Origin of the sequence: Ferribacterium limneticum (assembly GCF_020510625.1) — a bacterium.
Classification (GTDB): Bacteria; Pseudomonadota; Gammaproteobacteria; order Burkholderiales; family Rhodocyclaceae; genus Azonexus; species Azonexus limneticus_A.
Window position 1 is genome coordinate 949213 of the sequence record NZ_CP075191.1, and the last position, 25247, is coordinate 974459.

At 58.7% G+C, this 25247-nt stretch carries 25 protein-coding genes and 1 tRNA gene; 8 read left to right on the forward strand and 18 right to left on the reverse strand.

What is annotated here, in order from left to right; genetic code table 11:
* Nucleotides 1-66 precede the first annotated feature (66 nt).
* The 15 genes from KI617_RS20500 to cobA all read right to left on the reverse strand — a co-directional run bounded on the left by KI617_RS20500 (nt 67) and on the right by cobA (nt 14630).
* Nucleotides 67-582: a transposase gene (locus KI617_RS20500; protein WP_404826792.1), complete on the reverse strand. Its 516-nt coding sequence runs from the start codon at nt 580-582 to the stop codon at nt 67-69.
* A gap of 779 nt (nt 583-1361) precedes the next feature.
* Entirely contained in the window at nt 1362-4253 is a 2892-nt protein-coding gene (locus KI617_RS04575) for a DUF927 domain-containing protein (protein ID WP_226450842.1), read from the reverse strand.
* Nucleotides 4250-4576 (reverse strand): hypothetical protein, encoded by a 327-nt coding sequence (locus KI617_RS04580; RefSeq protein WP_226450843.1) that lies wholly within the window; start codon nt 4574-4576, stop codon nt 4250-4252. The genes KI617_RS04575 and KI617_RS04580 overlap by 4 nt, the downstream gene beginning before the upstream one ends.
* Nucleotides 4573-6801, reverse strand: coding sequence for a phage tail tape measure protein (locus tag KI617_RS04585; protein WP_226450844.1), 2229 nt, complete (start codon nt 6799-6801; stop codon nt 4573-4575). Before KI617_RS04585 ends, KI617_RS04580 begins: the two co-directional genes overlap by 4 nt.
* Nucleotides 6798-7151, reverse strand: coding sequence for a hypothetical protein (locus KI617_RS04590; protein ID WP_226450845.1), 354 nt, complete (start codon nt 7149-7151; stop codon nt 6798-6800). Before KI617_RS04590 ends, KI617_RS04585 begins: the two co-directional genes overlap by 4 nt.
* Nucleotides 7152-7162: 11 nt before the next feature.
* On the reverse strand, nt 7163-7915 hold the full coding sequence (locus tag KI617_RS04595) for a hypothetical protein (RefSeq protein WP_226450846.1): 753 nt from the start codon (nt 7913-7915) through the stop codon (nt 7163-7165).
* A gap of 301 nt (nt 7916-8216) precedes the next feature.
* A complete protein-coding gene (locus tag KI617_RS04600; protein ID WP_226450847.1) occupies nt 8217-8426 on the reverse strand; it encodes a helix-turn-helix transcriptional regulator in 210 nt (69 codons plus the stop codon).
* A gap of 128 nt (nt 8427-8554) precedes the next feature.
* Entirely contained in the window at nt 8555-9250 is a 696-nt protein-coding gene (locus tag KI617_RS04605) for a hypothetical protein (protein ID WP_226450848.1), read from the reverse strand.
* A gap of 95 nt (nt 9251-9345) precedes the next feature.
* The gene (locus tag KI617_RS04610; RefSeq protein ID WP_226450849.1) at nt 9346-9666 is read right to left on the reverse strand and encodes a hypothetical protein; all 321 of its coding nucleotides are present in this window, start codon (nt 9664-9666) and stop codon (nt 9346-9348) included.
* Nucleotides 9659-9913 (reverse strand): hypothetical protein, encoded by a 255-nt coding sequence (locus KI617_RS04615; RefSeq protein WP_226450850.1) that lies wholly within the window; start codon nt 9911-9913, stop codon nt 9659-9661. The genes KI617_RS04610 and KI617_RS04615 overlap by 8 nt, the downstream gene beginning before the upstream one ends.
* An 83-nt stretch (nt 9914-9996) precedes the next feature.
* Nucleotides 9997-11322: a tyrosine-type recombinase/integrase gene (locus KI617_RS04620; protein WP_226450851.1), complete on the reverse strand. Its 1326-nt coding sequence runs from the start codon at nt 11320-11322 to the stop codon at nt 9997-9999.
* A 112-nt stretch (nt 11323-11434) separates the two neighbouring features.
* Nucleotides 11435-11519 (reverse strand) — tRNA-Leu (locus KI617_RS04625).
* 25 nt (nt 11520-11544) lie between these two features.
* A complete protein-coding gene (locus KI617_RS04630) occupies nt 11545-11943 on the reverse strand; it encodes a Rap1a/Tai family immunity protein (RefSeq protein WP_226450852.1) in 399 nt (132 codons plus the stop codon).
* A 147-nt stretch (nt 11944-12090) separates the two neighbouring features.
* On the reverse strand, nt 12091-13689 hold the full coding sequence (locus KI617_RS04635) for a hypothetical protein (protein ID WP_226450853.1): 1599 nt from the start codon (nt 13687-13689) through the stop codon (nt 12091-12093).
* Between the two features lie 170 nt (nt 13690-13859).
* Nucleotides 13860-14630 (reverse strand): uroporphyrinogen-III C-methyltransferase, encoded by a 771-nt coding sequence (cobA, locus tag KI617_RS04640; RefSeq protein ID WP_226450854.1) that lies wholly within the window; start codon nt 14628-14630, stop codon nt 13860-13862.
* Between the two features lie 298 nt (nt 14631-14928).
* Between cobA and KI617_RS04645 the strand changes: the two genes are divergently transcribed.
* From KI617_RS04645 to ahbB (KI617_RS04680), 8 genes are all read left to right on the forward strand, one after another.
* Complete coding sequence (locus tag KI617_RS04645; protein ID WP_455550760.1) at nt 14929-16575, forward strand: cytochrome D1 domain-containing protein; 1647 nt, start codon at nt 14929-14931, stop codon at nt 16573-16575.
* A 128-nt stretch (nt 16576-16703) separates the two neighbouring features.
* The gene (locus tag KI617_RS04650) at nt 16704-17537 is read left to right on the forward strand and encodes an ethylbenzene dehydrogenase-related protein (RefSeq protein WP_226450856.1); all 834 of its coding nucleotides are present in this window, start codon (nt 16704-16706) and stop codon (nt 17535-17537) included.
* Nucleotides 17538-17543: 6 nt separating this feature from the next.
* Entirely contained in the window at nt 17544-17894 is a 351-nt protein-coding gene (locus KI617_RS04655) for a plastocyanin/azurin family copper-binding protein (protein ID WP_226450857.1), read from the forward strand.
* Between the two features lie 22 nt (nt 17895-17916).
* On the forward strand, nt 17917-18219 hold the full coding sequence (locus KI617_RS04660) for a c-type cytochrome (protein WP_226451838.1): 303 nt from the start codon (nt 17917-17919) through the stop codon (nt 18217-18219).
* 7 nt (nt 18220-18226) lie between these two features.
* Nucleotides 18227-19390: a cytochrome D1 domain-containing protein gene (locus KI617_RS04665; protein ID WP_226450858.1), complete on the forward strand. Its 1164-nt coding sequence runs from the start codon at nt 18227-18229 to the stop codon at nt 19388-19390.
* Entirely contained in the window at nt 19390-20358 is a 969-nt protein-coding gene (ahbB, locus tag KI617_RS04670; protein ID WP_226450859.1) for a siroheme decarboxylase subunit beta, read from the forward strand. The genes KI617_RS04665 and ahbB (KI617_RS04670) overlap by 1 nt, the downstream gene beginning before the upstream one ends.
* The gene (locus KI617_RS04675) at nt 20351-20809 is read left to right on the forward strand and encodes an AsnC family transcriptional regulator (RefSeq protein ID WP_226450860.1); all 459 of its coding nucleotides are present in this window, start codon (nt 20351-20353) and stop codon (nt 20807-20809) included. The genes ahbB (KI617_RS04670) and KI617_RS04675 overlap by 8 nt, the downstream gene beginning before the upstream one ends.
* On the forward strand, nt 20806-21294 hold the full coding sequence (gene ahbB / locus KI617_RS04680) for a siroheme decarboxylase subunit beta (protein ID WP_226450861.1): 489 nt from the start codon (nt 20806-20808) through the stop codon (nt 21292-21294). The genes KI617_RS04675 and ahbB (KI617_RS04680) overlap by 4 nt, the downstream gene beginning before the upstream one ends.
* 63 nt (nt 21295-21357) lie before the next feature.
* On the opposite strand, the gene KI617_RS04685 is transcribed toward ahbB (KI617_RS04680), so the two are convergent.
* The 3 genes from KI617_RS04685 to cphA all read right to left on the reverse strand — a co-directional run bounded on the left by KI617_RS04685 (nt 21358) and on the right by cphA (nt 25235).
* Nucleotides 21358-21573, reverse strand: coding sequence for a hypothetical protein (locus KI617_RS04685; RefSeq protein ID WP_226450862.1), 216 nt, complete (start codon nt 21571-21573; stop codon nt 21358-21360).
* A 36-nt stretch (nt 21574-21609) separates the two neighbouring features.
* Nucleotides 21610-22422, reverse strand: coding sequence for a ferredoxin--NADP reductase (locus KI617_RS04690; protein WP_226450863.1), 813 nt, complete (start codon nt 22420-22422; stop codon nt 21610-21612).
* Nucleotides 22423-22664: 242 nt separating this feature from the next.
* On the reverse strand, nt 22665-25235 hold the full coding sequence (cphA, locus tag KI617_RS04695) for a cyanophycin synthetase (RefSeq protein ID WP_226450864.1): 2571 nt from the start codon (nt 25233-25235) through the stop codon (nt 22665-22667).
* Nucleotides 25236-25247 lie beyond the last annotated feature (12 nt).

Genomic DNA, 25247 nt, shown 5'->3' on the forward strand with positions numbered 1-25247 from the left:
ACAAGGTATTTGACGGATTGGGCACACTGGGCACACTGGGCACATTAGATATTCAATGGGGTGGCACTAAAAAGAGCGAAGCGGGGAACGTCTAAATATTGGCTCTATTATCAATCCAGGCCGGAACTCTAGTCCTTTTAGCAGAAAGTAGCGCTCAAGACACACACCAAATTTGTTATGCACTCCTGCATATTCAAGGCAAGTTCTGAATGCCCTTATTGAAGATCCAGAAGGTGGCCTGGGTGCCCACGGGTCAGTGCCAATGAATACAGCCAAGGCATACGAATCAAGAATGGCATTTTCAGTAGCGTCATCAGATAACTCCCAAATCTGTCTGACCACTTCAACCCGAATCATCATTTTCAGGCTATAGCCTTTGCGGCCTATCTTGGTTTGATCCGCTGAATAGTGAGGACGACAAATAGTCTCGAGTTCTGACCATTCAACAACCTGATTTATTACATCCAAAGCAACCGCCCTAGATGGCTGTCTGGCCTTTGGCCAGCGAACCGAACCAAATAAACTCAGATTGCATAAGGGCGCAGAAACGTACTTTTTTCTTCTTGTCATCACTTTAACCATTTCACTATGTTGAGATTTCGCTGCCTAGGGCTAGAGCGCCCCTCGCATTACCCTCATGAGAATTGCTCGCGGAGGACCCGTTACCACCAAGGCCAGGCTTCCATCTATCGAAGCTCTGGCATTCAGGAGGAGCTATCCAGATGCGTTCAGTGGCCCGGCCTGTTTCCAATATCAGATAGCCATGAGCACAAGCCCAGTGAAACTGGCGGCGCCCACCATTTCCGACAAGCTGTCTTGTGGTCAGGTGCTTGCACATGGTGCAGTCAAGACCAGAGGTGGGGGCTTGGATCATCAATACTTCCCATGGCTTAAGGCCAGCCTCGATACAAGCCGAGCTCCAATATCTCACTTGCTCACCAGGTTGAACTGTTTGGAGACCGAGCAGAATCGACGCCCTCTCTTCATTACTTCCCTTCACCTTTCTGCTGTACGCCAAAGCCAGAATTACAGCCGCTGGGTGCAGCGCAAATTCATTTCTGACCGCACCCCCACCCGGTGCCCCGTCGCCCGTCTGACCTTCCCCCCCTTGAAAATCTACTGTGCCCACTGTGCCCATTGTGCCCAATCCATCAAACGCCTTGTGCTGCAATGATTCACGTGGGCACACTTCATCAAAAACCGGGGTAAGTCCAATGTGCCCACTGTGCCCAACTTCGCCCCCGGCCGCTTGGGATGAATCGGGCTTGAAGCTTGATGGCTCGAGGCGTTCCGCTGTTTTTGTGGCGTTGGAAGCACCGAGCACGGGCGTGGGCTGAGTGGCTGCAAACAGGATATCAAGATCAAGCATCGCCATCCCCTTTGAACAGGTCAGGGGTTATCCGATAGACCAGCATTTGCCCGCGCCCGGGAACGCGCTGTTTTGATTGATAGCGGCCGGTGTTATGCCAGAGGATTCCTTTTTTGGAGAGTAGGGCGCACACAGCCTTGTAATCCAAACCCTTGCAAATTCGATTGCGGAACGGCTGCTCGAAAACAAAATATTCAGTTTGGAAGTCCGCCCCCTCGCTGCCTTCCTCAATCTGGCTGGCCTTGGTTATCGGCGTGCCGTCCGGTTGAATCCAGCGGCGCAGGCCGGCTGCATCTGCTGTGCGGGGGCTGCGATCATCGCCAATGCGGTGCCACAGGTCGAAGGCGCCATCACCATGACGTTCGAAGAATTCACGCACCTGGTTGAGCATGTTGGTTTCTTCCTGGTTGCCTTCGCCACCACGGCCGGCCAGCCATGCCCGGTAGCAAAATCCGGCAGCGGCCAGCGCTTCGCCAGCATCCCAGCCGGTCAAGCCCCATTTGGTAGCCAGCTCGCCCCCCATTGCTACCAGGGCAAAGCGATCAGCCACACGGCGGGCCTGCCCGCTGGCATCATCAGTCAGGTGCTGCGCCTCGAATAGCTTTTGAGCCTTGCGCAGCTCTTCTGCGAGGTCGGCGGGGCTACGGGTCAACTTGTCCAGGAACGCGGCCAGCGGGGCGCCGTAGTAACGCTTGGTTGCCAGATCCAAGGCCCGTGAGAAGTCGGCACCATTCTGATAATCGTGAAGTGCTTCCCAGGCACCCAAGCCCGCCCCCGCATCTGCAGCAATATCAACCAAGCGTATTTCCTGACCAGCGCGAGTTACGCGGTTGGCTTCTGCCATGTGCTGGGCTAGGCTGATCTCACCCGCCGACAGGAAGAGCACGCGCCAAAACGCACGCTCGCGGGCGCCTCCTGTCCGTGCGGCGCGGGTCTTGCCGGCGCCATTGGCGAGCATGTAAGCGGTCTCCCCTGCTACCTTGGGGTCAAGCTGGGCCAGCTCATCAAGGGCGAGCAGCGCGTCACAGTGCTGCATGGCCAGCGCTTCGAGGCCGTTATCAGTTGCCCGCCAGCGCTGCATATAGCCGCCATCGCCACAGACAGAGCACGCCACCCGTAGCGCCGTGGTCTTGCCGTCGCTGGAATTGCTGCGGTAGTGAAAGCCCCCAGACTCACTGCCCACCAGGTGCAGCAGCGGGGAAGCGAAGGCCACGGACACGGCGAACAGCAGGCGTGAATTGCCACGGCACAGGCGCCCCACGTTGTCCCGCCATTCATCCGCCGTGCCCTTGGTCTTGAAGGCATGCACGCTACTGCCTTCTGCCTCATACAGCCATTCGTCCGATTCGTTTCCAAATGCACGATTTGGCAGCACATAGACGGCCGGGCCGTCGCTGGTGGCATGCCATCCGGTGCGGCTGGTAATCCGGGCCCGGGCATCCGGCCGGGCGCTCTGCAGGTAGGCAATAACCTTCTGCCGGCCTCCCGTCGCCATGGTCAGGCCAGCATCCAGCAGCATGCCAGCCACTTCGAGACCATCCCCGCGAAATAGCGTCATCGGAATAACCAGCTTGTGCTCTACCTTGTCGGCATCGTAGAGGCGGACCAACAAGCCCCAGCCCTGGTTATCCGGGTTACGCACACGGGCAATGGGCTCAAGGTAAGAGCAAATCCACTTGGGGGCGCCCTGGTTGCCTTCGCGATCCGTGTCGGTGAAATACACGCCACCCACCTCGAGGCCGTAGCAGGTGCGGGACCCGCCTGCCGGTGCGCTGCCCTTGTCCGGCTTGCTCGCCTTGGCGCCGGGCGCTGCGGTTTTTGCTGGCTTTGGCACGTCGACCGCAGTACGCCACGCGCTGCCGGTGGATACGTCTGCACAGCGTGCAGCATCCCAGCCAAGCAAATCGGCGGCATCGTCGCCCTTGTCACTCAGGCCAAAGGCTTGCGGCTGCACCTGGTAGAGCGCGGCCGGCGCATTGGTGAGGGCTGAGAGGATGCTAGCCAGCTTGGCCATGCATGCCGCCCCCGGTTCATCTAGGTCAGGCCACAAGGTGACGTCACGGCCTGCCAATGGCAGCCAGCCGGCCTTATCCACGGCATTGGAGCCACCCGGCCAGCTCACACAAACGAACTCAGGGAAGAGCGGGCGGGCAGCGTCAGCGGCCTTCTCGCCTTCGCAGACGATGACCGGCGCATCGGGCCGGGTGGCGAGCAGCTCAAGGCCATACAGCAGACGCGGGGCCGGTGGCGACTTCCATCGCCATTCAGTGCGGCCGCCCGCGTTCCGCCAAAACGTGAGCTGGGCAAAGCTCTTGCCATCCTTGCCCTGATAGCGATCAATGAAGAAGCCAAGGCGGCCGGCTGCCGTGCGGTATTCATAGCGGATAGATGGCCGGCCTTGGCGTGGATTCGCGACAGGAGGAGCGGCAGCATCTTCAGGAACCGGAATAACACATTCCCAGCCATCGGCACCCGGGGCAGGCTTGCGGCTGGGGGCGGCTGGGGCTGGTTTTCTCGGAGTGGTCGCTGTGCTGGTATTGCCGGCCGGGCGGTCGCTGCTTGTGGCGCGTTTCTGGCGGTTTGGCTTTTGAATGCCGAGCAGGTCGGCGAGGCGTTCGGCTGCATCCATCTGCGAGCAGTCAAAGCGCCATGCCGTCATCGCTACCAGGTCGCCCCAAGTCTCGCCAGTTGCGAAGTCACCACCCGCCCCCGTGTCACGATTGGTCGAGAGGCTGCCCAGCTTGCTATCAGAGCGCTTGGGGTTGAGCGCCAGGTATTCACGGGCCTGATCCTTGCCGCCTGCCATCCCGCAAAACTCCATTACGGTATCGAAGCTAGAAAGCGCTGCCGCGTCAATTCGTCGAATGAAGGTTACGCTAGTCATTGGGAAGCCTCATCTCCACGGTGAAATGCTTCAATAGCCGCCAAGATGGCGTCTCGTTCACTGCGGCCATGTTGATATTTTCTAGAGCAGCGGCGACAAAGCTGATAGGCCCAAGCAACAGGAATGGGCAGGTTTGGCGGGAATAGCCTTATCTCCATGCGCGGCTTGCGGATAGCACCAAATGGCTTTCTGCACCCCGCGCAAGCCTTGCTAGGTTCGCCTATGTGAAATTCATTATCGACCCCAGCAAATGCCGGGTTGATATCGTGGATGGTCTTGCCTTCTGGGATTTCTTCAATGCTGAAAAATGCGGGGCGTTTCATCGTCTAAAGCCCTTCTGCATGGCCTCACGACGGAATAGGGCGGTTACTTCCTTTGCGATATCCGCCCGGGCTTCTGTCTCAAATCGGCCAAGATTTCCGAAGTCCAAAACTACTGTCGATTTGGGGCCCCCATTCATAGAGCCGGAGGTAGGTTTCAGGCTATCCATGGGCATCCTGGCTATTAACGACCTCGGCACCAATCCGCCTTCGGCAAACCTCGGGAGTCGCATGCTGTTGATCTGGTGCAGCAAGCTGGGCCCGTAGTGGCTCACGGCAGCAGCCTTGATTACGTATTCGCCATTGGACAGGCGGGCAAGGATGCTGTCCGATGTGCCACTGCCGGGGCCGCGAATCCAACCACCAGAGGCAAGGGCTGGCGTTGCAGTGGATGATGCATCTGTCGAGACAGTACCTGTTTGGGTAACTGTTACCGGGATTGTTCGCGGTCTGGTTAATTTCTCGAGTTCGAGCTCGATAGTAGCAATGCTGGATTTCAGATCATCAACTTTGAGTTGAACCTGAATGGATCGTGCACTTTCCTTCAAGGCGTCGAGTTTTCCCTGTAATTCACTCAGCGTCTGAGCCTGTGCGGCTGCCTGCTGATTCAGGTCTGCGGCCTCTTTCGATTTGGCCTTGGCCTGGGTTTCCAGGGCTTGCGCCTGAGCTTCAGCAATGCCTTGGATCAGGCCGGAGTCACCCGACTTGCCGGCGAACGATTCGGCCCGGCTCAGGAATTCATCTGCCTTCTTGGCATATGCTTCCATTTCCTTGAGGCGGCCGTCGAGTTGCGCGGCGCCGGCTGCTGCTGCGTAGTAGCGCCCCTGGTCGAACATACCCTGTGCCTGCTGCGCATAGGCCGCCGTTTTGTCTTCCTCGCTCATGCCCTTGGTAGAAGCGTCGAAAGCCTTGTCCGCGGCGCCGGTTCGCTTGGTACGGGCGGCGTCAAACAGTCGGTCTGATTCGCCCTTGGCCTTTTCCGCCTCTTTCAGCGAGGCCTGCCAGGCGCTGCGCACAGCATCAACCAAGCGCTGCTGGTCGGCAATCTGAGCATCGACGCTTTCCTTCGTCTTGCCCTGAACCAAGCTTAATTCGCCCGTTTGAATGTAGGAAACATACTTGGCCAGCTCCGCCTTCTTGGCGCTCAGCGTCTCTTCATAGCCCTGGCGTTTCTTGGCCGTTTCGCCTTCGGTATTGGCCAGGGCCTTGGCCTTTTCCTGAAACTGCTTCAGTGCGGCCTCGGTGTCGGCAATGTTGGCATTCAGGCCTGCATCCGGTTTGATGCCCTGGTCCGCCAGTTCCTTCTGCTTGGCCTTGAGTTCAACCAGGCGCTGGGTTAGATCAGCCACCCGCTTTGCCGGGTCGTTCTGGCCGGTCAGGGCAGCCATGAGCGAATCGAACCAGCCCAAGCCGGCACCCTTGTTTTCGAGAAGAATTGAGGATAGCCGTGCTAGGGTCGGCACAATCTCATTTCCAATACTTCGACCGATAGAAGACGTAGCAAAGCGAATCCGAGCCATGTTCTGTTCCCATTCCTTGGCGGCGGCGATTTGCTCCGGCGTGAAGATCACGCCGATATTCTTGGCTTCATCGGCAAAGCGCTTGATGCTATCGGCGCCCTGAGTGAGAACTGGCAGCAGCTTCAATCCGGCTTCTTCCATCAGCTTGACCGCCAGCGCCGATTTCTGCGCACCATCCGGCATTTTCTTGAAGGCCTCGGCGACGTCGTAGAGGATTGCCTCCATGGGCCGGATATGGCCGGTGCTGTCCCGCACCTCAACACCCAGCGCCTTGAACGTGGCTTGCGCCTCTTGGTTCCCATGGGCCGCTTCATTTACCTTGACGGCCATCCCCTTCATGCCCTGAGCAAACTCTTGGGACGAGACGCCATTAACGGTGAAGGCGTAGCCAAGTTCCTGAAGCGACTGAGCGCCAAGACCGGAACTGACGGACAGTTTGCCCACCTCGTTGGCCGCCGCTGCGGTGTTGTTGGCCATGGCAATGGCGGCAGCCCCGACTGCTGCAGCCACCCCAACCACCTGGGCAATACCGCTCACAGCCAAGCCGGCAAAACCGCCTGCCGTGCTTTGAATTCCTTGGGCTGCAACAGTCTGCACGCTGGCCATATTGGCAGCGAACTTTGCCACCAGGTTGCCGGATTCGTTCAGCGTCTGTTTCAGACCCCGGTTGTCGCCACCAATCTCAACGACAGTGTTTGGGTTGCTCATTGCAGTTCATCCTTGACCAAACCTGAAAAGGCATCGCCGAGGATTTCCGCAATCTTGGCGCACGACTCGTTCAGCAGATCACGCGCCCGGAACATGTGGGGGTTCAGTTCCTTGGCAGCGGTCAGAATGGCTTCAAGTTCTCGATAGGTCAGGCCGTTGAAGTCATCGGTCGGGCAGTCGCACAGCGCAGCCAAGTCATTCAGTGAAATGCCGGGCACGGCGAATTCACTGACAACATCGCAGGTGTGCCCCGGCATCGTGATCCGGTTCCACCAATCGCGCATTTCGGTAATGGAGATTTCGCGGACGGTGAAGGTTTTGGTGTCGGTCGTTACGGTCTTGGTAGCCATGATTTGTTCCTTTATTTGGCGGAGTTGAAAGCCTCTATCAGGGAGGCGTTAAGGTTGTCTTTCCAGGTCTTCGCGATGGTGGTTGCAGCAAGTTGGGGAAGGTCAAAGCGCCGCTTGTAGGATGGTGAGCGGATAACGACCAGGAGCGGCCGGAGGCCAACAGGTGGCCCCATATCGATATAGGCCCCGCGCTTCAAGTGACCATCGCGAGCATTTCCTCTTGCCCAGAAGATGCGGCCAGCTCGTTGAGCGTTTCGCTTGCTGCGCCGACTGTTCGACTTGAAGGCGGCCCGGTCTGGACCAATGCGGAGCTGGGAGAGAATTTGCTGCACTTGGCCGCGGCTCATGTTTCCGTAGGCGTCCAGCCTGGCGCCGGCACCGGGCGCAACGAACTCGCCAAATCCCAGCAGACCAGCTCGGCGCAGATACTGCTCGAGTACTTTTGTGGCACGTCCACCACCCTCGAAGTGGTGACCAAACATCTGGGCAGATGAAAGGCGGTTCTTTGAGAAGGCCTGATCTTTGATGCCTACGCGCGCCCGCAGTTTGTCTCGGGTCGCAGGCTGCACAAAAGTTGATCTAAGGAAGTAGGGGGTTGGCCGGTCGGTCTTACTGCGCATTTCCCGCTTGAGTGCGTCTTCTGTTGCCTTGGCGGTTTTGGTAATGGCGCGGGCGATCCCGAAGCGGCTTTGCTTTTCCAGGTTGTTGAGCGCGCCAAGAACGGAGGCGAGACCGCGAACCTTGAATGTTGGTACGACGCTCATGGAAGGCGCCCCCAAATGAGCACAGTCCGTTCCCGGTCGGCATCTGTGAAGCGATAGCGACCCCGGTAGACGATTTCGCCATCCTTGTCGGTACCCGGGTTTCGCTCGCAAGGGATTTCAAGGCCAGCCCGGCGAAGGGATGCTATCGCATCAGGAACGTTCGAAGCGCCGGCAACCCTGTCCAACTCCTCTCGGCTACATGGGCTGCTAGCCAAGGCGCAAATGATGCGGATTTCGCGAGGGTTGGCAGTGGAGAATGGCGGCAGGCTTGGAATGCCTGGCAGAAATGGCTGATTCATGTTCAGCCCTTCAGCTTTTCCACTAGCTCAGCGATTGACGAGCGCGACCAGGCTACAGTTTTGGGGCCAAGATGCACTGGCTTGGGGAAACGCCCGCTTTTACATCCTGCCCACCAGGTGGATTTGCTGACAGGAATGATTGGCGGGATACCGCTCTTCCTGTCTCCGATGATTTGCGGCAATCGGAGAAAGCCGTCTGTTGCGTTGTCCATTCTTGACCGCCTAGGTTTAGTGAATACCTAAGCAATACTGAATAGACCAATGTTGTTTTTTTACAGGTTAGCAGCTCAACGTGGCACGCGAACCGGTTTGCCGTTATACGTTTATCTGCTAAACGTATTTATTTTGATTTTCGTATCCAGTCATAAGCGGTACGCTCGGCGTTACTTTCTGAGAGGCTGATGCCAAGCGTTCTGGCTTTGTCGAAAAGGTCGGGGGTTATTTTTAACGCCGCCTGTCTCATTGACTTGTAATTCCCTGCCTCATACATCGCGACGGCAATTTCTTCTAGCTTCTTGTATTTTTCGGCCCGAGCACTTCCCCCTTTTTTTCCTGCTTCGCGCATGTCCACCTTCTGATTTGGGCTTTCGCCAAGCTCAGCTTGAATAACTTCGCAGAAGTTTTTAAAGGTAGTGTGCGCAGTGATTGCACACGAGAAGAGGGAAACAGATTCTGAAACATTATTCTCTGACAAGGCACCCAGGCTGGAATAGATGTAATACAGCGCCACTTCGAGGTGCTCGGAAAGGCATTTGGCAAAATCTTGGTAAGTGGCTTGGTCCGGAAGTGCAGAAATTACGGCTTTCCCAGCTTTTGCTCGGTCATATGGTCGGTCAGCAAGCCCGATAAGACCATACCAATCCGAAGGCATCACGCCAAACCAACTGCAGCAAGAGCTAAAGCAATCTGCTATGAAGTCATGATATCCATCAAGTATCAATCGGTTGGCCGGAGTGAAACGCTGGTCATCAATGATCAAGGCCCATTCTGTTGGATTAGGGCCCTCGCGGCCCTGAAGCAATGGTTTGTTTTGCACTGGTGATCCTTCTGCACCCTTCTGTTAGATGCCACCCCCAGGCGGGCGAAGGTTTCCCGCTTTTCATCTGGCCGGACTAGGGGGCGGCGTGCTCGTTACATCTGCTGTTCTTCTGCAAGCTCAATGCGGCGGGCTTGCTGCTCGTCGGCTGTCATTGCTGCCCATGGTTTCCAATTGCTTTCAAGGTTGATATAGCTCCCATCCTGCTCGCTGCAAACGATGAATTCGGCGAGTACGGCCATTGCGCCAGCCGCTTGCTCAGAAAGAGGCCCTGCGCTAGAGAGAATTGCGGCCATAGTGGCATGCTGCTTGGCAAAATATTCATCATCAGTTTGCTTGCCAATAGTCCAGTCGATAGAAGGAAGCATGCTCAGCACGGCCCGGCAGGCCAATGCGCCATCGCGATATTCACTCATGGCAAAGTTCCTTTTGAAGATTTTCAAGACATTCAATAAGTCGAGACGTTTGCCCACTATCTGAAAGCCTATCCTCTAACACCTCAGCTATGCCATGGGCGGTGGTGCCAGCCTCAATGCGGTCTGTCAAGACCGATGCGAGAGAGTATTGACGAAGGTTTTCGGCCAATATTTCTGCAGCCATTTCAGCTGCAAGAGCAATCCGCTTATTTAAGTCGCTGTTGAGAGTAATATTTTCGGTAGCCATTTTCGGAACTCCAATAAGTTGCGTTGTGGTCAGGGCTTGCCTCGCGTTGCAGTCGCTTGGCTTGCCCGCTTTGCCTGATTCCGTCAGGCGGCGGTATTGCCTCGCAGCGGAATGACATCTGCCCCCGCTTTCAACTTATCCAGGTAGTCAGCCCATAGCTGCATCATCGCCTTGCGCTCTTTCAGGAACTTGGTGCGGTTGTAAGCAGTGCCAAGGGCATCAGACACTTGGTGGGCGAGCTGGTGCTCGATTACTTCCGGTTTGACGTGCAGTTCTTCGTGCAGGATGGTCCGTGCCATCGCTCTGAAGCCGTGCCCCGTGATTTCGGTCTTGGTGTCGTACCCCATGCGTCGTAGGGCAGCATTTACCGCAGCATCGCTCATGGGCAACTTGGGATCACGCCCGGGGAATACGTGGGGGCCATGGCCTGTCAGTGCGTGCAGCTCTCGCAGGGTGGCAACCGCTTGCGAAGCCAGCGGAACAAGATGCTCTGTCTTTGTTTTGTTGATGAAATAGCGCCATTCCCCTTTATCCAGGTCGAAACCATCCCAGGCGGCCTTGCGCAGCTCGCCAGGGCGAACGAAAAGCAGGGGGGCGAGCAGTAGGGCGCTGCGAACAACGAACGTTCCTTTGAACCCGTCAATAGCCCGTAGCAATTCGCCGACGCCCTTGGGGTCGGTAATGGATGGAAGGTTTTCTGTCTTGGGGGCCGGGATGGCTCCCCGCAGGTCTGGGCAGGGGTCGCGATCCGCCCGGCCGGTGGCGATGGCATAACGAAAGCACTGGCTGATTTCGCTTTTCGCCTTATGTGCCGTGTAGCGTGCTCCCCGCGCATCGATGCGGCGTAGCACTGTCAGGATTTCAGGGGCAGTAATTTCAGCTATTGGCCGGCTGCCTATCCAGGGGAAAACATCTTTCTCAAGGCGAGCAAGGGCTTTCTTGTATTGAGCCTCTTCGACGTTGCTGCGCTTGTTCTCCAACCATTCGCGGCAGATGATCTCGAAACTATTGGCAGACAACTCAACCCGAGCCGCCTTGGTTGCCTTGCGCTGCTGGCTTGGGTCAATGCCTTCAGCAAGCATGCTGCGCGCTGTGTCGCGATCACTACGGGCCTTCTTCAGGCTGGTTTCAGGATAGACGCCAAGCGATAACAGTTTTTCCTTGCCGTCGATACGAAACTTCAGGCGCCACCATTTCGACCCGTTGGGGCTTACTAGCAGAAACAGCCCTTTTTCATCGGCCAGTTTGTAGGGCTTTTCAGTCGGTTTTGCTGTTCGAATGGCCGTATCGGTCAATGGCATGGCTGTTACTCCGTCGAAACGTCGAAGATGCGCCGTAGCCAGTGGGGGTAAGTGTTTGGGGGTAACACCCTTGGGGGTAGGTGCCGTTACCCCCAGAGTTACCCCCACTAAGGCCCGGATTTGTTCGAATCATTCTGGACCGTGCTGGAACGAAAGGCAACAAAAAACCCGCACTGGGGCGGGTTCTCTGGACTTGCTCGGACTTCTTAAAACACCTTACTGGTGCCCCGGGCCAGACTCGAACTGGCACACCTTTCGGCGGCGGATTTTGAATCCGCTGCGTCTACCGATTCCGCCACCGGGGCGAGTGGAGGCCGGATTATCCATGAATCACTTCTTTGGTTCAAGCGCTTCGCTGCATGGAAATGCTTTTGCCAGTGCGCCGGCGACCAGGGTGGCCGTGCTCATGGTCGTGTTGGGCGGCACGCGTTCGACATGGATGACCACGGCGCGGACCAGTCGCATCGATAGATCCGGGTCGTTTGGCAGGCAGAAGGCGTTGAGTTTGACGCCGATCTTCTCGGCCAGATAGTCGCTGATGGCATAGCTGTCAGCGAAGCCGGCGACGTAAGCGATGCAACGAGCGCTGCGAATCGACTGGAAAGGGTCGCTGCTCTTTTGCCGGGCGTACATTTCTTCGGCAGCCTGACAGTCGCCGCGCAACTCGTCGGGGGAATAGGCGTGAGCTTGGGAGGCAAAGAGGGCGGCAATCAGCCAGAGGTATTTCATGGGGTTTTCCGATAGTCGTGTTGCTCAGGATGAGGCGGCACGGTGCGGAAGAATCCTAACAGAGTCGTTTCTTGCCGGGCAGGGGCGAGATGGAGTGTGGCGATATGCCGGCTCGCTATTGATGGCGCTCCGGCATATCGGCCATGCTTAAAGGCAGCCGCCCAGTTGCGCCCTGTTCAGACGGTTTCTGATCTGGCTGCGCAGGCGACTGATCGCATTGGTCAACTGGCGTCGCCTGAGGGGATTGAGTTCGGCGTCGCGTTCCCGGATCAATTCGGTCAGACGTTGCTGTTGCGCGGCAATCTCTTGCATCAGCGTCGGACAGTCGACCGGCAGGATGTCGGTCACGTTCAGGTAACGGGCCCGACGTTCCTGGACTATTTGCCGAATACGGAGTATCTGGCTGTGCGTGAGCCGCCCTGTGCCGCCGTGGTTCCAGTAAGACATGATGTTTCGGCGGGCCAGTGAGAAAGCGTGACCGCCGAGCGAGAGGGCGTGAATTTCGATAGCGGAGCCGAGTTCGGCGATATAAGGGTCCGGTGGCGTGTCATCGATGAGTGTGCGGTCGCCATCCAGTTCATCGATGGGGCCGCCGCTGAGCAGGTAATCCGTTGCTTCCCTCAGTGTCGCGAAGGACATGCCGTGGGTGTGCGGCAAACCAAAGTGGTGACCGAGTTCATGCGGCAGGACGCCCAGCGCGTTGGGGTCGAAGAAACTCATCGCCACGAAATCCATGTTTGACCAGGAGAAGCCGCCGCCAACTGAATAAGCATCCGGTCCGAAACGATAAATGACGACGACGCTCCGGTGCTGGGCGGCGAGCGCATCGAGACGTGCCTTGATCGTCGGCCATCGCGGCAGGCTTTCGACGTTGCCGGCCGGCAGGCTGTTGACCTCGGTGTCACGCATTTCGCGCAGCAGGCCATCGTAGGTGAAACGCACGCCGGCGACAGCAAAGACCCGGTTGGCTTCGTCGACCCACTGGCGGGCACCGTCGGGCGTGATTTCGCAACGTCGGCCGCCATCGTTGTCCGATACCTGATAGGCGACGATGGGTACGGCATAGTTGATCAACGCGGCGCTGGCAAATTTCTCGACATGTAGTTGCCCCGTGCCAAGGTTGTGTTCGATCTTGCCGTGCTGAAAACGAGCGACAATATACGGCTGGCGGTTGCGCAACTCGTCGTAGGGGGCGCTGACCGGGTAGCCGATCACGCTGCGCTCCCAGCGCAGTTCAGCCCATCGCTCGCGAATCGCCCCGTAAACTTCGTGAGCGCCGGTGGCCGGTGTCCAGTAGATAGAACCCTTCTGGAAGTGGTTATAGCGTCCGATGCCGTCGGGGGCGGTGCTTTCGTTGGTCATCGGGTAGCCGAGCAGGGATAGCTCGGCGCCCATGGTGCGCCAGCGCTCGCGGATCAGGCCATGGATTTCGTAGGCCCCCGTGGATGGGTGCCAATAGACCGAGGCATGCTCGAAATGGTTGAATTTTCCAACCCCGTCGGCGGCTGTCGTTTCATCGGAAATGGGATAGCCGAACGGGGAGGCGTCGCCGCCAAGGGCCAGCCAGCGCGCCCGGATCATGCCGTGCACCTCGAAGGCACCAGTCCGGGCATGCCAATAGATCGCGCCGTTCTGGAATTCCTGCTTTTTTCCGCCATTGGCCGCCGCTACTTCGCCGCCAACTGCCGCGCCGAGGAAACCGGAAGCCCCGCCCAACTGGGCGTATTTGTCGCTAATTGCCGTCATCGCACTCTCCTTGCTGTTCGATTGAACTGACCAAAGGTTTGCTGCTGCAGCACACCAGAGCGGGGCAGGGAGGGGGAAACTCATGAGCTACCGCTCCTGCGGTGTGCTCATGAGTGTATGCCTATTTCATGAAGGCGGTGAGACGGGGATTATTCCAATGGTCTGGCGGGTCAGGCCGGCCTGGATTCGAACCAGTTGAGTTTTTCGTGGAGGCTGACGACGCTGCCAACGACGATCAGGGCCGGCGGCTTGATGCCGGATTCGGCAATGCGATGGGGCAATGTGCCGAGCGTGGCGAGCAGGGTTTGCTGGTCGGCTTGAGTGCCGTTGCGGATCACGGCAGCTGGCGTCATTGAGGGCAGGCCATGATTGATCATTTGCCGGCAGATTTCTTCGGCAGCGCCGATGCCCATATAGAAAACAACGGTATGGCAGGGGCGGGCCAGGGCGGCCCAGTCGAGATTGACCGTACCGTCTTTCAGGTGCCCGGTAACAAAGGTCACCGACTGGGCGTGGTCGCGATGAGTCAGCGGAAACCCGGCGTAGGCAGCGCAACCGGCAGCGGCTGTCACGCCAGGGATCACTTCGAAGGGAATGCCGGAGGCTGCCAGGGTTTCGAGCTCTTCGCCACCGCGGCCGAAAATGAAGGGGTCGCCACCCTTCAGTCGAACGACTGCTAAGCCTTCTTTGGCGAGGTCGACGAGCAGATGGTTGATGGAGTCCTGTGGCATCGTGTGCTTGGAGGATTCCTTGCCGGCGTAGATGATGCGCGCATCGGCCCGGGCCAGATCCATGATGCCGTTGCCGACCAGATGGTCGTACACGATGGCGTCGGCCATTGAAATCAGTCGTGCTGCCTTGATGGTCAGGAGTTCCGGATCACCCGGGCCGGCGCCGACCAGCCAGACCTTTCCGCCCTGCAGTTGTTTTGTAGTGTTCATGCGTTATCTCAGCCGTTTGGCGGCCATCCTAATGCGGGATTGGGCGCCTGCCAATAGCAGGGGATAAATCAATTTATGCGGATAGTTCTAAAGAACTACGCTAATAGTTATATAGAACAACATTTACCTGAATGTAAAGGATTTCTTATGGTTAAAAGCTTGATGAGCATCAAGGATGTGATTTGGGTGGAGGTTCAACCTAGCGAACATCGCGTAACGGGGATCGAGGCGCGAACCGATTCGTTCTAGGAGAGGAAAGATGAAGAAAAACGTAGTGGGGATCATTGCACTTAGCGCCATGGCTGTTGCCATGGGTTCTGCCTTCGCTCAGGAAACCGCCAAGGTCGCTCCGACTCTGACGGCTGCTGAAAAAGAACAGGCCAAGAAGATTTATTTTGAACGTTGTGCCGGCTGCCATGGCGTGTTGCGCAAAGGCGCCACCGGCAAGAACCTTGAGCCGCACTGGACCAAGAAGGACAAGGACGGCAACGTTACCGAAGGCGGCACGCTCAAGCTTGGCCAGCAGCGTCTGGAAAAGATCATTGGTTACGGTACCGACGGCGGCATGGTCAACTTCGACGACATCCTGACCAAGGAAGAACTGTCGCTGATGGCCAAGTACATCCAGAACACGCCGGATGTCCCGCCTGAGTACAGCTTCAAGGAAACCATGGATTCCTGGAAGGTCATCGTGCCGGTCGATCAGCGTCCGACCAAGCAGATGAACAAGTACAACCTGAAGAACATGTTCTCGGTCACCCTGCGCGATACCGGCGAAGTGGCCCTGATCGACGGCGATACCAAGGAAATCCGCAGCATCGTCAAGACCGGCTACGCAGTTCACATCTCGCGTCTGTCCGCTTCCGGCCGTTATGTTTATGTGATCGGTCGCGATGGTCGTCTGTCGCTAATCGACCTGTGGATGGAAAATCCGGCGGTTGTGGCTGAAGTCAAGATCGGTTTCGATGCCCGCTCGGTCGATACCTCCAAGTTCAAGGGCTTCGAAGACAAGTACGCGGTTGCCGGTTCCTACTGGCCGCCCCAGTACGTCATCATGGACGGCGACACGCTCAAGCCGCGCAAGGTCGTTTCCACCCGTGGCATGACCGTCGATGGCGAATACCATCCGGAGCCGCGCGTTGCTTCCATCGTCGCATCCTTCATCAAGCCGGAATGGGTTATCAACATCAAGGAAACCGGTCAGATTCTGCTGGTCGATTATTCCGACATCGAGAACCTGAAGACGACCACGGTCGGTTCCGCCAAGTTCCTGCATGACGGCGGCTGGGATGCTTCCAAGCGTTACTTCCTGGTGGCAGCCAATGCCTCCAACAAGATCGCTGCGGTCGATACCAAGACCGGCAAGCTGGCAGCGCTGGTCGATACCGCCAAGATCCCGCACCCGGGTCGTGGCGCCAACTTCACCCATCCGAAGTTTGGTCCGGTATGGACGACAGGCCACCTTGGTGCTGACGTTCTGACCCTGATCAGCACGCCGTCGGATAAGAAGTCGGATGCCAAGTTCAAGGAATACAACTGGAAGGTCGTTCAGGAAGTCAAGCACGTTCCGGGCAACCTGTTCGTCAAGACCCATCCGAAGTCCCAGCATCTGTGGGCTGACTCGCCGCAGAATCCGGACAAGGAACTGGCTGAATCGGTTGCCGTCTGGAAGATGTCCGATCTGTCCAAGCCGTTCAAGGTCATCAACGTAGCCAAGGACTCCGGTCTGCCGGCAACCAAGGCCACCAAGCGTGCTGTGCATCCGGAATACAGCGCTGATGGCAAGGAAGTCTGGATCTCCCTGTGGGGCGGCAAGGCTGACCAGTCTGCCATCGTGGTTTATGACGATGCAACGCTGACGCTGAAGAAGGTGATTACCGATCCGAAGATGATCACCCCGACCGGCAAGTTCAACGTCTACAACACCCAGCACGACATCTACTGATCGACTGTTGATTGTTTGATTTGAAGCAAGTTACGGGGGCGAAAGCCCCCGTAGCATATGAAGCACAAATACTTGTGCAGAGTAAATTAGCTGCGCAGAGAGCAATCATTTTGGCGGAGATAATCTTGATGAAAAAAAACCTCATTTCCCTGGCTGTATTTGGCGCTTTTGTCGCGCTCGGTTCGCAGTCGGCTATCGCTGCGCCGGACTGGAACAAGGCTGCCAAGAGCACAATCCATGTTTTTCACCCCGGTGCTGCACCGATTGAATGGATTCAAGGCAAGGGTGAGCACAGCGGCGCCAGTGGTCTGAAGAAGGGCGAGGCCTGTGCCGGCTGCCACGTTGAGGACGGCAAGCTGAGTCTTGACCTCAAGCGCCTGGCCAGCAAGGAAATGGAGCCGAAGGGCGCCCCCAAGACGATGACCTACCCGGTTACCGTCCAGGCGGCCTACGATGCGGCCAACCTTTATGTTCGCCTGACCTTCAAGGCGCCGGCTGGCGGCTTCGACAAGTCCGACAAGGACAATGAGCTCAAGGCCACCGTGATGTTCCCGAATGACAAGGTGCCGCTCGCCGATCAGGCTGGTTGCTGGGCAGCCTGTCACGAGGACGCCAAGGGCATGCCGAAGGGCAAGGACAAGACGAAGTACGTCTCGGCCGGTGCGATGGATTTGGTGCAATGGGCGAGCAGCGGCAAGTCGTCTGACGGTTTTGTCGCCGACAAGCGCAACATGACGGGCGGCAAGGCAGGTGCAACGGCCGAAGGCGCCAAGGCTGGCGATACCTACACCGTGACCTTCACCCGCAAGCTGGCCGGCAACGCCGTGCTGGCAGCCGGCAAGGCTGTGCCGTTCGGCATCGCCATTCACGCCGACAATGCCGGCGGTCGTTTCCATCACGTCTCCTTCGGCCACACGATTGGTCTGGGTGCTGATGGCGACGTGAAGGCTGCCAAGCAGTAAATCTACATGCCATCCGGAGCGACGCAGTATCCCGGATGGCTGTGGCTGAAAAGAGCGCCGCTTGTGCTGGCGCTCTTTTCTTTTTCTGCGCTGGCGCAGACCGTGGCAGAAGTTCGTATCGAGAGCTACAAATTTGTGCCTGCCGAGGTGAGTATCAAGGCTGGTGACAGCGTGCGCTGGATCAATCACGAAAAGCGGACCAGCCATTCAGTGGTCTTCCCGGCTGAAGGCGGGCTGGAGTCGGAGCGGATGTTTCCCGATGAAAGCTGGCAGCGCCGTTTCGAAAAGCCGGGGCGCTACGATTATCATTGCGGGCCACACCCAGAAATGAAAGGCAGTGTCGTTGTTGGCGAATAATTCCGTTCTTGGACTTTTTTTTCTGGCGACCGCGAGCATCGTGAGTGCCGGGCCGACATTGGCCGTTGAGCCTGATGCGGTGCGCCAGAAGGAACTGGTTCACCTTGTCCGCCAGGATTGCGGCTCCTGTCACGGCATGACCCTGAAAGGTGGGCTCGGCCCGGCGCTGCTGCCGGAGACCTTGCGCGACAAGCCGGCCGAAGGGCTGGCGGCAACGATCTACTATGGTCGCCCGGGAACGCCGATGCCGCCGTGGAAACAATTCATGTCCGAAGCCGAAGCTGCATGGATTGTCGATAAACTGATGACCGAATTCCCCCAATGAGAACGCCATGCGCCTGCTGCTGAGTCTTTTCTTCGCCCTCTTGCTCAATGCTTGTGCCGGCCCGCAACTGCGCGGCACAGGCGATCTTGGCCTGATCATCGAGCGCTCAAGTGGTCACATCACGCTGGTCAATACCACGTCGCGCCAGCCCTATGCCCGCATCGGCGGCCTGGGCGATCTGTCGCACGCTTCCGCCGTCTATTCGCGGGATGGCCGCTATGCCTTCATCTTCGGTCGCGATGGTGGGCTGACCAAGATCGACCTGCTCGAAGCGAAGATCGTCAAGCGCATCATCCAGTCCGGCAACGCCATCGGCGGCTCAATCTCGCAGGACGGCCGCATCGTCGTCGCCCAGAATTACACGCCGGGCGGCATCAAGGCCTTCGATGCAGAAACGCTCGAACTGCTCTCCGAAGTGCCGGCCGAATTTGCGCCCGGCCAGTTCTCCAAGGTCGTCGGCCTGGCTGATACGGGCGGCAACAAATTTGCCTATGCCTTGTTCGATGGCGGCGAAATCCGCGTCACCGATTTCAGCGATTCCAGGCAGCCGAAAACTCAACGTTTTCCGGCCGGCAGCCAGCCCTACGATGGCCTGGTGACGCCGGATGGCCGCTACTTCCTGGCCGGCCTGTTCGGCGAGGACGGAGTGGCGATGCTTGATCTCTGGCAGCCGGAAAAGGGCGCGAAGAAGATTCTCGAAAACTACGGCCGCGGTCAGGAAAAACTGCCGGTCTTCAAGATGCCGCATCTGCGCGGCTGGTCGGTGGCACAGGGCAAGGCCTACTTGCCGGCGATCGGTCGCCATGAAGTGCTGGTTGTCGATGTCGCGACCTGGAAGGAAGTTGGGCGCATTCCGGTGCGCGGCCAGCCAGTCTTCGTCATGGCACGGCCGGATGGTCGCCAGATTTGGGTTAATTTTGCTTTCCCGGACAATGGCAAGGTCGACGTGATCGACACCTTGGCCGGCCAGGTTGTGCACAAGATGGAGCCGGGCAAGGGCATCCTGCACATGGAGTTTGCCCCGCGAGGTGAGAATGTCTGGCTGTCGGCGCGCGACGATAACAAGGTGGTCATCTACAACACCGAAACTTTCGCCAAACAGGGTGAAATCCCTGCGGAAAGCCCCTCCGGCATTTTCTTTACCTCCCGCGCCGTGCGTATTGGCTTCTGATGGCCGACGCGCTCGACTTCCAGTTGCTCAACGATTTCCAGCGTGATTTTCCGCTGGTGTCGGCCCCGTTTGCCGAACTGGCCTCACGCCTGGGGGTAGGCGAGAAGGTCGTGCTCGGCCGGCTCGAAAACCTGCGTCGCGAAGGCAAGATTTCCCGGGTGGGCGCCGTTTTCGCGCCCAAGCGCATCGGCGCCTCGACGCTGGCGGCGATGGCAGTGCCGCCGGAAAAACTGGAGGCAGTCGCGGCGGCGGTCAATCGCTTTCCCGAGGTCAATCACAACTACGAGCGCGAGCATCGCTACAACCTGTGGTTCGTCGTTACTGCGGCCAGTGAGGGGCGTTTGCAGGCCAGCCTTGGCGCTATCGAACAGGCTGCCGGTTATCCGCTGCTGGCTTTGCCTTTGCTGGAAGAGTTTCATATTGATCTCGGTTTTTGCCTGAACGGTGGCAAGCAGAAATCGGTGGCGACGGCCCTGCCGGTAAAGCCCGTCGCCCTGATGGATGAAGCCGAGCGTCGTCTGGTTTCGGTGTTGCAGGAGGGCCTGCCTTTGTTCATTCGGCCCTTCGCCTTGATCGCCGAGCGCGTTGGCGCCTCCGAGCCGGAGGTTATCGGCCGCATCCGGCGCTGGCTGGAGGAAGGAGCGATCAAGCGCTTCGGTGTTGTCGTTCGCCATCACGAGCTCGGCTTTCGCGCCAATGCCATGCTGGTTCATGACATCCCGGATGACCAGGTCAGCGCCATCGGCCGCGCATTGGCCGAAGAGCCGGGGGTGACGCTGTGCTACCGCCGGCCGCGTCGCCTGCCTGACTGGCCGTACAACCTGTTCTGCATGATCCATGGTCGTGAGCGTGGCGAGGTTGAAGCCACCATTGCCGAACTCCGCCAACGCCATGGGCTTGAGACCTGCGCCCACGAAGTCCTCTTCTCGTTAACCCGCTTCAAGCAGAACGGGGCCCGTTATGCCTGAACTCTCCGAACTCGACCGGAAAATCCTCGCCCAATTGCAAGGCGACTTTCCGATCTGCGAACACCCCTATGCCGAGGCTGCGTCACAACTCGGTATTGATGAGGCCGAGTTGCTGGAGCGCCTCCAGCGTTTGCTGGCCGACAAGGTGCTGACCCGTTTCGGGCCGATGTTCCAGATCGAGGAAATGGGCGGTGCTTTCGTGCTGGCTGCACTGGCCGCGCCTGAGGCGCGTTACGACGAGGTGACGGCGCTGGTCAATGCACTGCCGCAGGTCGCCCACAACTACCGTCGCGAGCACGAACTGAACATGTGGTTCGTGCTGGCTACCGAAACGAAAGATGGTATCGCCGAAGCGATCGCCCGCATCGAGCGCGATACCGGCTTGCCAGTCTATGCCTTCCCCAAGGAGCGCGAGTTCTTTGTCGAAATGAAGCTGGAGGCAAGGCTGTGATCGACCAGAAAATTGACGATGTCGACCGCTCGCTAATTGTCGCCACCCAGGGCGGTCTGCCGCTTGTCTCACGCCCCTATCACGCGATTGCCGAGCAGCTGGGCTTGAGTCCCGACGAGGTCATGCAGCGACTGCGGGCCATGCTGGCCTCGGGCATCATTCGCCGCATCGGTGCCGTGCCCAATCACTACGCCATCGGCTGGACCGCCAACGGCATGACGGTGTGGGATGTTGCCGACGATCAGGTGGACGAACTCGGTGCCCGCATCGGCGCCCTGGATTTTGTCACCCACTGCTATCGCCGCCCGCGCGCCCTGCCGGCCTGGCCTTATAACCTGTTCGCCATGGTGCATGGTGCCTCACGTCAAGAGTGCTCGGCCAAGGCGGCGGAAATACGCGCCCTGCTGGGCGATGCCTGCCGGGCGAACGATATTCTCTATTCGACCCGCATCCTGAAAAAAACGGGTTTGCGCATCAGTCGCTGACTGAAAGCTCCGAGGTCTTCTTGGATGTGAAATGGGTGTGCCGTTTGGCGCGCCCATTTCACTTCATGGGTGGCCGTCGTTAACCGTCGGTAACCCATCGTTTTCCTCATCAAGTATCCGCCAGACGTACATCAGGCTGGATTCGTTGAATTCGTGACCGCTTTCCACGTCTTGCCACCAGACCTGCGATCGGGCATCCGGCCCGAGGTATCGCCAGCGACGAATCTCGCCGCTGCATAATTCGATGCGAAATATGGCTCGTGATCTCAGTGCAGCCACAGCGAGCAGTTCCTTTCAGTGGGCAGATTACTCACTTTACCAATAATTCTCGCAGGCAAAGTGGCCGGGGGCTCGCCCAAGATCGGGGCGGAAGCCGCGAGCGCTCAGTACCTGGCGCACGTCGTCAAGCATTTGGGGGTTGCCGCAGATCAGCATGCGAGCTCGTTCGGTATCGATGGGCAGACCGATGCTTCTCTCCAGTTCTCCATCGTGCAGCAGGTCGGTCAGTCGACGATTCAGCATGCCCGGAACCGCTTCCCGCGTGACAATCGGAGCAAAGCGCAACTTGTGGCGGTGCTCAGCGAAAGCTTCGTCTTGCGCGATGGCGGCAATCTCATTTCGATAGGCGAGTTCGGAAATGTGGCGAACGCTGTAGGCGAGCACCAGATTGTCGTACTGCGCCCAGACCTCTGGGTCACGAAGGATGGACAGGAATGGCGCAATCCCGGTGCCGGTGGCCAGCATCCAGAGATCCTGCCCGCCGACAAAGCGGCTTGTTGTCAGGTAACCGTAGGGCTGCTTTTCGACATAAAGCGTATCTCCGACCGACGCTTCGGCCAATTTTGTGCTGAAGGCGCCGTTGGGCACGATGATCGAAAAGAATTCCAGATGCTCATCGTAATTGGCCGAAACCATCGAATAGGGGCGCCAGATCGTGCCACCACTGCCACTGGCGATGCCAATCCGCGCGAATTGGCCCGGCTGGAAGCGGAATGACAGACTGCGTGTGGTGCGTACCGAGATCAGCTTGTCGGTCCATCGCCGGATGTCGAGAATATGCTCGGCAGTCGCTTTGTCGGTGGGCGCTGGTGGCGGGCCGCGGCGGAATGTAGATGCGGATGTCAGCATGAATTGGCTTTCAACGGGAGTCATGACCGAACAACATGCAAGGTAGCGGCGAGTTTTAATCGCGCTGTAGCGGGTGTTCTTATCTAGGGTAGTCAGTCAAGCCGCTAGCGAAGTTCCCGCCTGTACGATGTAATTCGTGGGCAGGGGGCAATCGTTGCTATCCCAACATCAGGATTCATGGCCTCAAAAAGCGAAGGCCCGGCATCGGCCGGGCCTTTGTTCTACTCGATGGAGAGCAAGGTTTAGCCGGCTGCGATCCGTTTTTCGATATGCGCCAGCGCCTCTTCCACCTGATCGATCAGGATCAGACAGAGGTCGCCGGGTTGCAGGCGGTTCAATGCGGTGTCGATGGCCAGGAACTCGCCGGTAATGGCGTCGATCTGCTTGGTGCGGCTGGCGTTGGCCAGACCGGCACGCAACAGGCCGATCACTTCGCCGTCGGCTCTGCCGCGCTGGCAGGCGTCCTGGTAGAGGATCACGTCGTCGAAGGCTTCGCCGAGGATTTCGGTTTGCTGGCGGATGTCCTCGTCACGACGGTCACCGGCGCCGCTGATGACGACCGAGCGACGCACGGCCGGCATGTTTTCGACGGCTTTGACCAGCGCCAGAATGGCGTCCGGGTTATGGCCATAATCGGCGATCAATGTCGCGCCCTTGAAGTCGAAGACGTTGAAACGGCCCGGGGCGGTCATTGCATCGCTGACGAAATTGGCCAGGGCACGTTCGATAACCGGCCATTCGTAGCCGAGCGCCCAGCCAGTGGCAGCGGCCGCCATGGCGTTCTCGATCTGGAAGCCGATGCTGCCGTTACGGGTCAGCGGGACATTCGCCAGCGGCACGCGGTGTTTCTTGCGGCCCTCGCCGAAAATGATCGCATCGCGCTCGACATAAACCACCCGCTTGCCTTGGGCGCGGTGCGTGGCCAGGACGTGATGGTTGCGGTCGCGGGCGAAGAAAATGACGTCGCCCGGGCAATGGTTGGCCATCGAGGCGACAATCGGATCGGTTGCGTTGAGTACGGCGGTGCCGTGTGGCGAGACGTTTTCGACAATGACCCGCTTGACCACGGCCAGTTCGTCGACCGTGGTGACGTAATTGAGGCCGAGGTGATCGCCGAGGCCGATGTTGGTGACGACGGCGACATCGCACAGGTCGAAGCCGAGGCCTTCGCGCAATACGCCGCCACGCGCCGTTTCGAACACCGCCGCATCGACATCCGGGTGCATCAGAACGTTGCGGGCACTGCGCGGGCCGGAACAATCGCCGGTGTCGATACGCTTGTTTTCGATATAGATGCCATCGGTGCTGGTCATGCCGACACGCAGGCCGTTCGATTCGAAAATGCGGCCGATCAGTCGGCTGGTCGTCGTCTTGCCGTTGGTGCCGGCGATGGCGACGACCGGGATGCGGGCATTGTCACCATCCGGGAACATCATGCCGACGATGGCTTCACCAACCGGACGACCCTTGCCGAAGGACGGATCGAGGTGCATGCGCAGGCCGGGGGCAGCGTTGCATTCGACGATGCCGCCGCCTTGCTCTTCGAGCGGCTTGAGCATGGTGTCGCAGACGACGTCGATGCCGCAGATGTCGAGGCCAACGGTCTGGGCGGCAGCCACAGCGGCGGCAGCCAGTTCAGGGTGAACGTCATCGGTCACGTCGGTGGCCGTGCCGCCGGTGGACAGGTTGGCGTTGTTACGGAGCACGACGCGGACGCCACGGCCGGGAACGGAATCGGCACTGAAGCCTTGTTCGGCCAGGCGGGCAAGGGCGATTTCGTCGAAGCGAATTTTGGTTAACGAGGTGGCGTGACCATCCGAGCGACGCGGGTCGCTATTGACGATATTGACCAGTTCACCGACGGTATGCGTACCGTCGCCGATGACCAGCGGCGGATCACGGCGGGCGGCGGCGATCAGCTTGTCGCCGATGACCAGCAGGCGCCAGTCGTGGCCGGACAGGAATTTCTCGACCATGATGTCGTCGCGGAATTCGATGGCGACACGGTAGGCGCGGCGAACCTGTTCTTCGGTGGTCAGGTTGACCGAAATGCCCTTGCCCTGGTTGCCGTCCTGCGGCTTGACGACGACCGGCAGGCCAATTTCCTGGGCGGCCACCCAGGCGTCGTCTTCATCTTCGACCGGACGACCGAAAGGCACCGCAACGCCGGAGGCGTGCAGCAATTTCTTGGTCAACTCCTTGTCCTGGGCGATCGCTTCGCCGATGGCGCTGGTGAAACTTGTTTCGGCCGCCTGGATGCGCTTCTGCTTGCTGCCCCAGCCGAACTGAACCAGGCTGCCCTGGGTCAGGCGGCGGATCGGGATGCCGCGGGCGATGGCTGCCGAGACGATGGCGCCAGTCGAGGGGCCGAGGCGGATGTCTTCATCGATATCGCGCAGTTCCTTGAGCACGCCGTCGAGATCGAAGGGGGTGTCGTCGAGGGCAGCCTGGCACAGTTGCTCGGCGCGCTCGAAGGCCAGCCGGCCGACGTCTTCTTCGGAGTATTCAACAACGACTTGATAAACGCCGGCATCGACGGTCTGTGTTGTCCGGCTGAAAGTGACCGGGCAACCTGCCTGGGCTTGCAGGCCGAGGGCGCAGAACTCCAGCGCGTGGGCCATCGAGACGGTGTCGAGGTGATCCGACGGGATCAGGTCGCCGAGTTCCGGGAAGCGCTCGCGCAGGCGGGCTTCGAAGCCGGGCAGGTCGGCAATGGCACATTCACCACCTTGGCAGGTGACGATGGCCTGAATCGCGGTGTGGCGGCTCCACAGGTTGGGGCCGCGCAAGGCACGAATGCGGGAAACGTCCATGACGCTAAATCC

Bases quoted from the DNA above. Each gene is read 5' to 3' on its own strand.
- KI617_RS20500 (WP_404826792.1), bottom strand. From the start codon at position 582: ATGGTTAAAGTGATGACAAGAAGAAAAAAGTACGTTTCTGCGCCCTTA.
- KI617_RS04575 (WP_226450842.1), bottom strand. From the start codon at position 4,253: ATGACTAGCGTAACCTTCATTCGACGAATTGACGCGGCAGCGCTTTCT.
- KI617_RS04580 (WP_226450843.1), bottom strand. From the start codon at position 4,576: ATGAAACGCCCCGCATTTTTCAGCATTGAAGAAATCCCAGAAGGCAAG.
- KI617_RS04585 (WP_226450844.1), bottom strand. From the start codon at position 6,801: ATGAGCAACCCAAACACTGTCGTTGAGATTGGTGGCGACAACCGGGGT.
- KI617_RS04590 (WP_226450845.1), bottom strand. From the start codon at position 7,151: ATGGCTACCAAGACCGTAACGACCGACACCAAAACCTTCACCGTCCGC.
- KI617_RS04595 (WP_226450846.1), bottom strand. From the start codon at position 7,915: ATGAGCGTCGTACCAACATTCAAGGTTCGCGGTCTCGCCTCCGTTCTT.
- KI617_RS04600 (WP_226450847.1), bottom strand. From the start codon at position 8,426: ATGGACAACGCAACAGACGGCTTTCTCCGATTGCCGCAAATCATCGGA.
- KI617_RS04610 (WP_226450849.1), bottom strand. From the start codon at position 9,666: ATGAGTGAATATCGCGATGGCGCATTGGCCTGCCGGGCCGTGCTGAGC.
- KI617_RS04615 (WP_226450850.1), bottom strand. From the start codon at position 9,913: ATGGCTACCGAAAATATTACTCTCAACAGCGACTTAAATAAGCGGATT.
- KI617_RS04630 (WP_226450852.1), bottom strand. From the start codon at position 11,943: ATGAAATACCTCTGGCTGATTGCCGCCCTCTTTGCCTCCCAAGCTCAC.
- KI617_RS04635 (WP_226450853.1), bottom strand. From the start codon at position 13,689: ATGACGGCAATTAGCGACAAATACGCCCAGTTGGGCGGGGCTTCCGGT.
- cobA (WP_226450854.1), bottom strand. From the start codon at position 14,630: ATGAACACTACAAAACAACTGCAGGGCGGAAAGGTCTGGCTGGTCGGC.
- KI617_RS04645 (WP_455550760.1), top strand. From the start codon at position 14,929: ATGGCTGTTGCCATGGGTTCTGCCTTCGCTCAGGAAACCGCCAAGGTC.
- KI617_RS04650 (WP_226450856.1), top strand. From the start codon at position 16,704: ATGAAAAAAAACCTCATTTCCCTGGCTGTATTTGGCGCTTTTGTCGCG.
- KI617_RS04655 (WP_226450857.1), top strand. From the start codon at position 17,544: ATGCCATCCGGAGCGACGCAGTATCCCGGATGGCTGTGGCTGAAAAGA.
- KI617_RS04665 (WP_226450858.1), top strand. From the start codon at position 18,227: ATGCGCCTGCTGCTGAGTCTTTTCTTCGCCCTCTTGCTCAATGCTTGT.
- ahbB (WP_226450859.1), top strand. From the start codon at position 19,390: ATGGCCGACGCGCTCGACTTCCAGTTGCTCAACGATTTCCAGCGTGAT.
- KI617_RS04675 (WP_226450860.1), top strand. From the start codon at position 20,351: ATGCCTGAACTCTCCGAACTCGACCGGAAAATCCTCGCCCAATTGCAA.
- KI617_RS04690 (WP_226450863.1), bottom strand. From the start codon at position 22,422: ATGCTGACATCCGCATCTACATTCCGCCGCGGCCCGCCACCAGCGCCC.
- cphA (WP_226450864.1), bottom strand. From the start codon at position 25,235: ATGGACGTTTCCCGCATTCGTGCCTTGCGCGGCCCCAACCTGTGGAGC.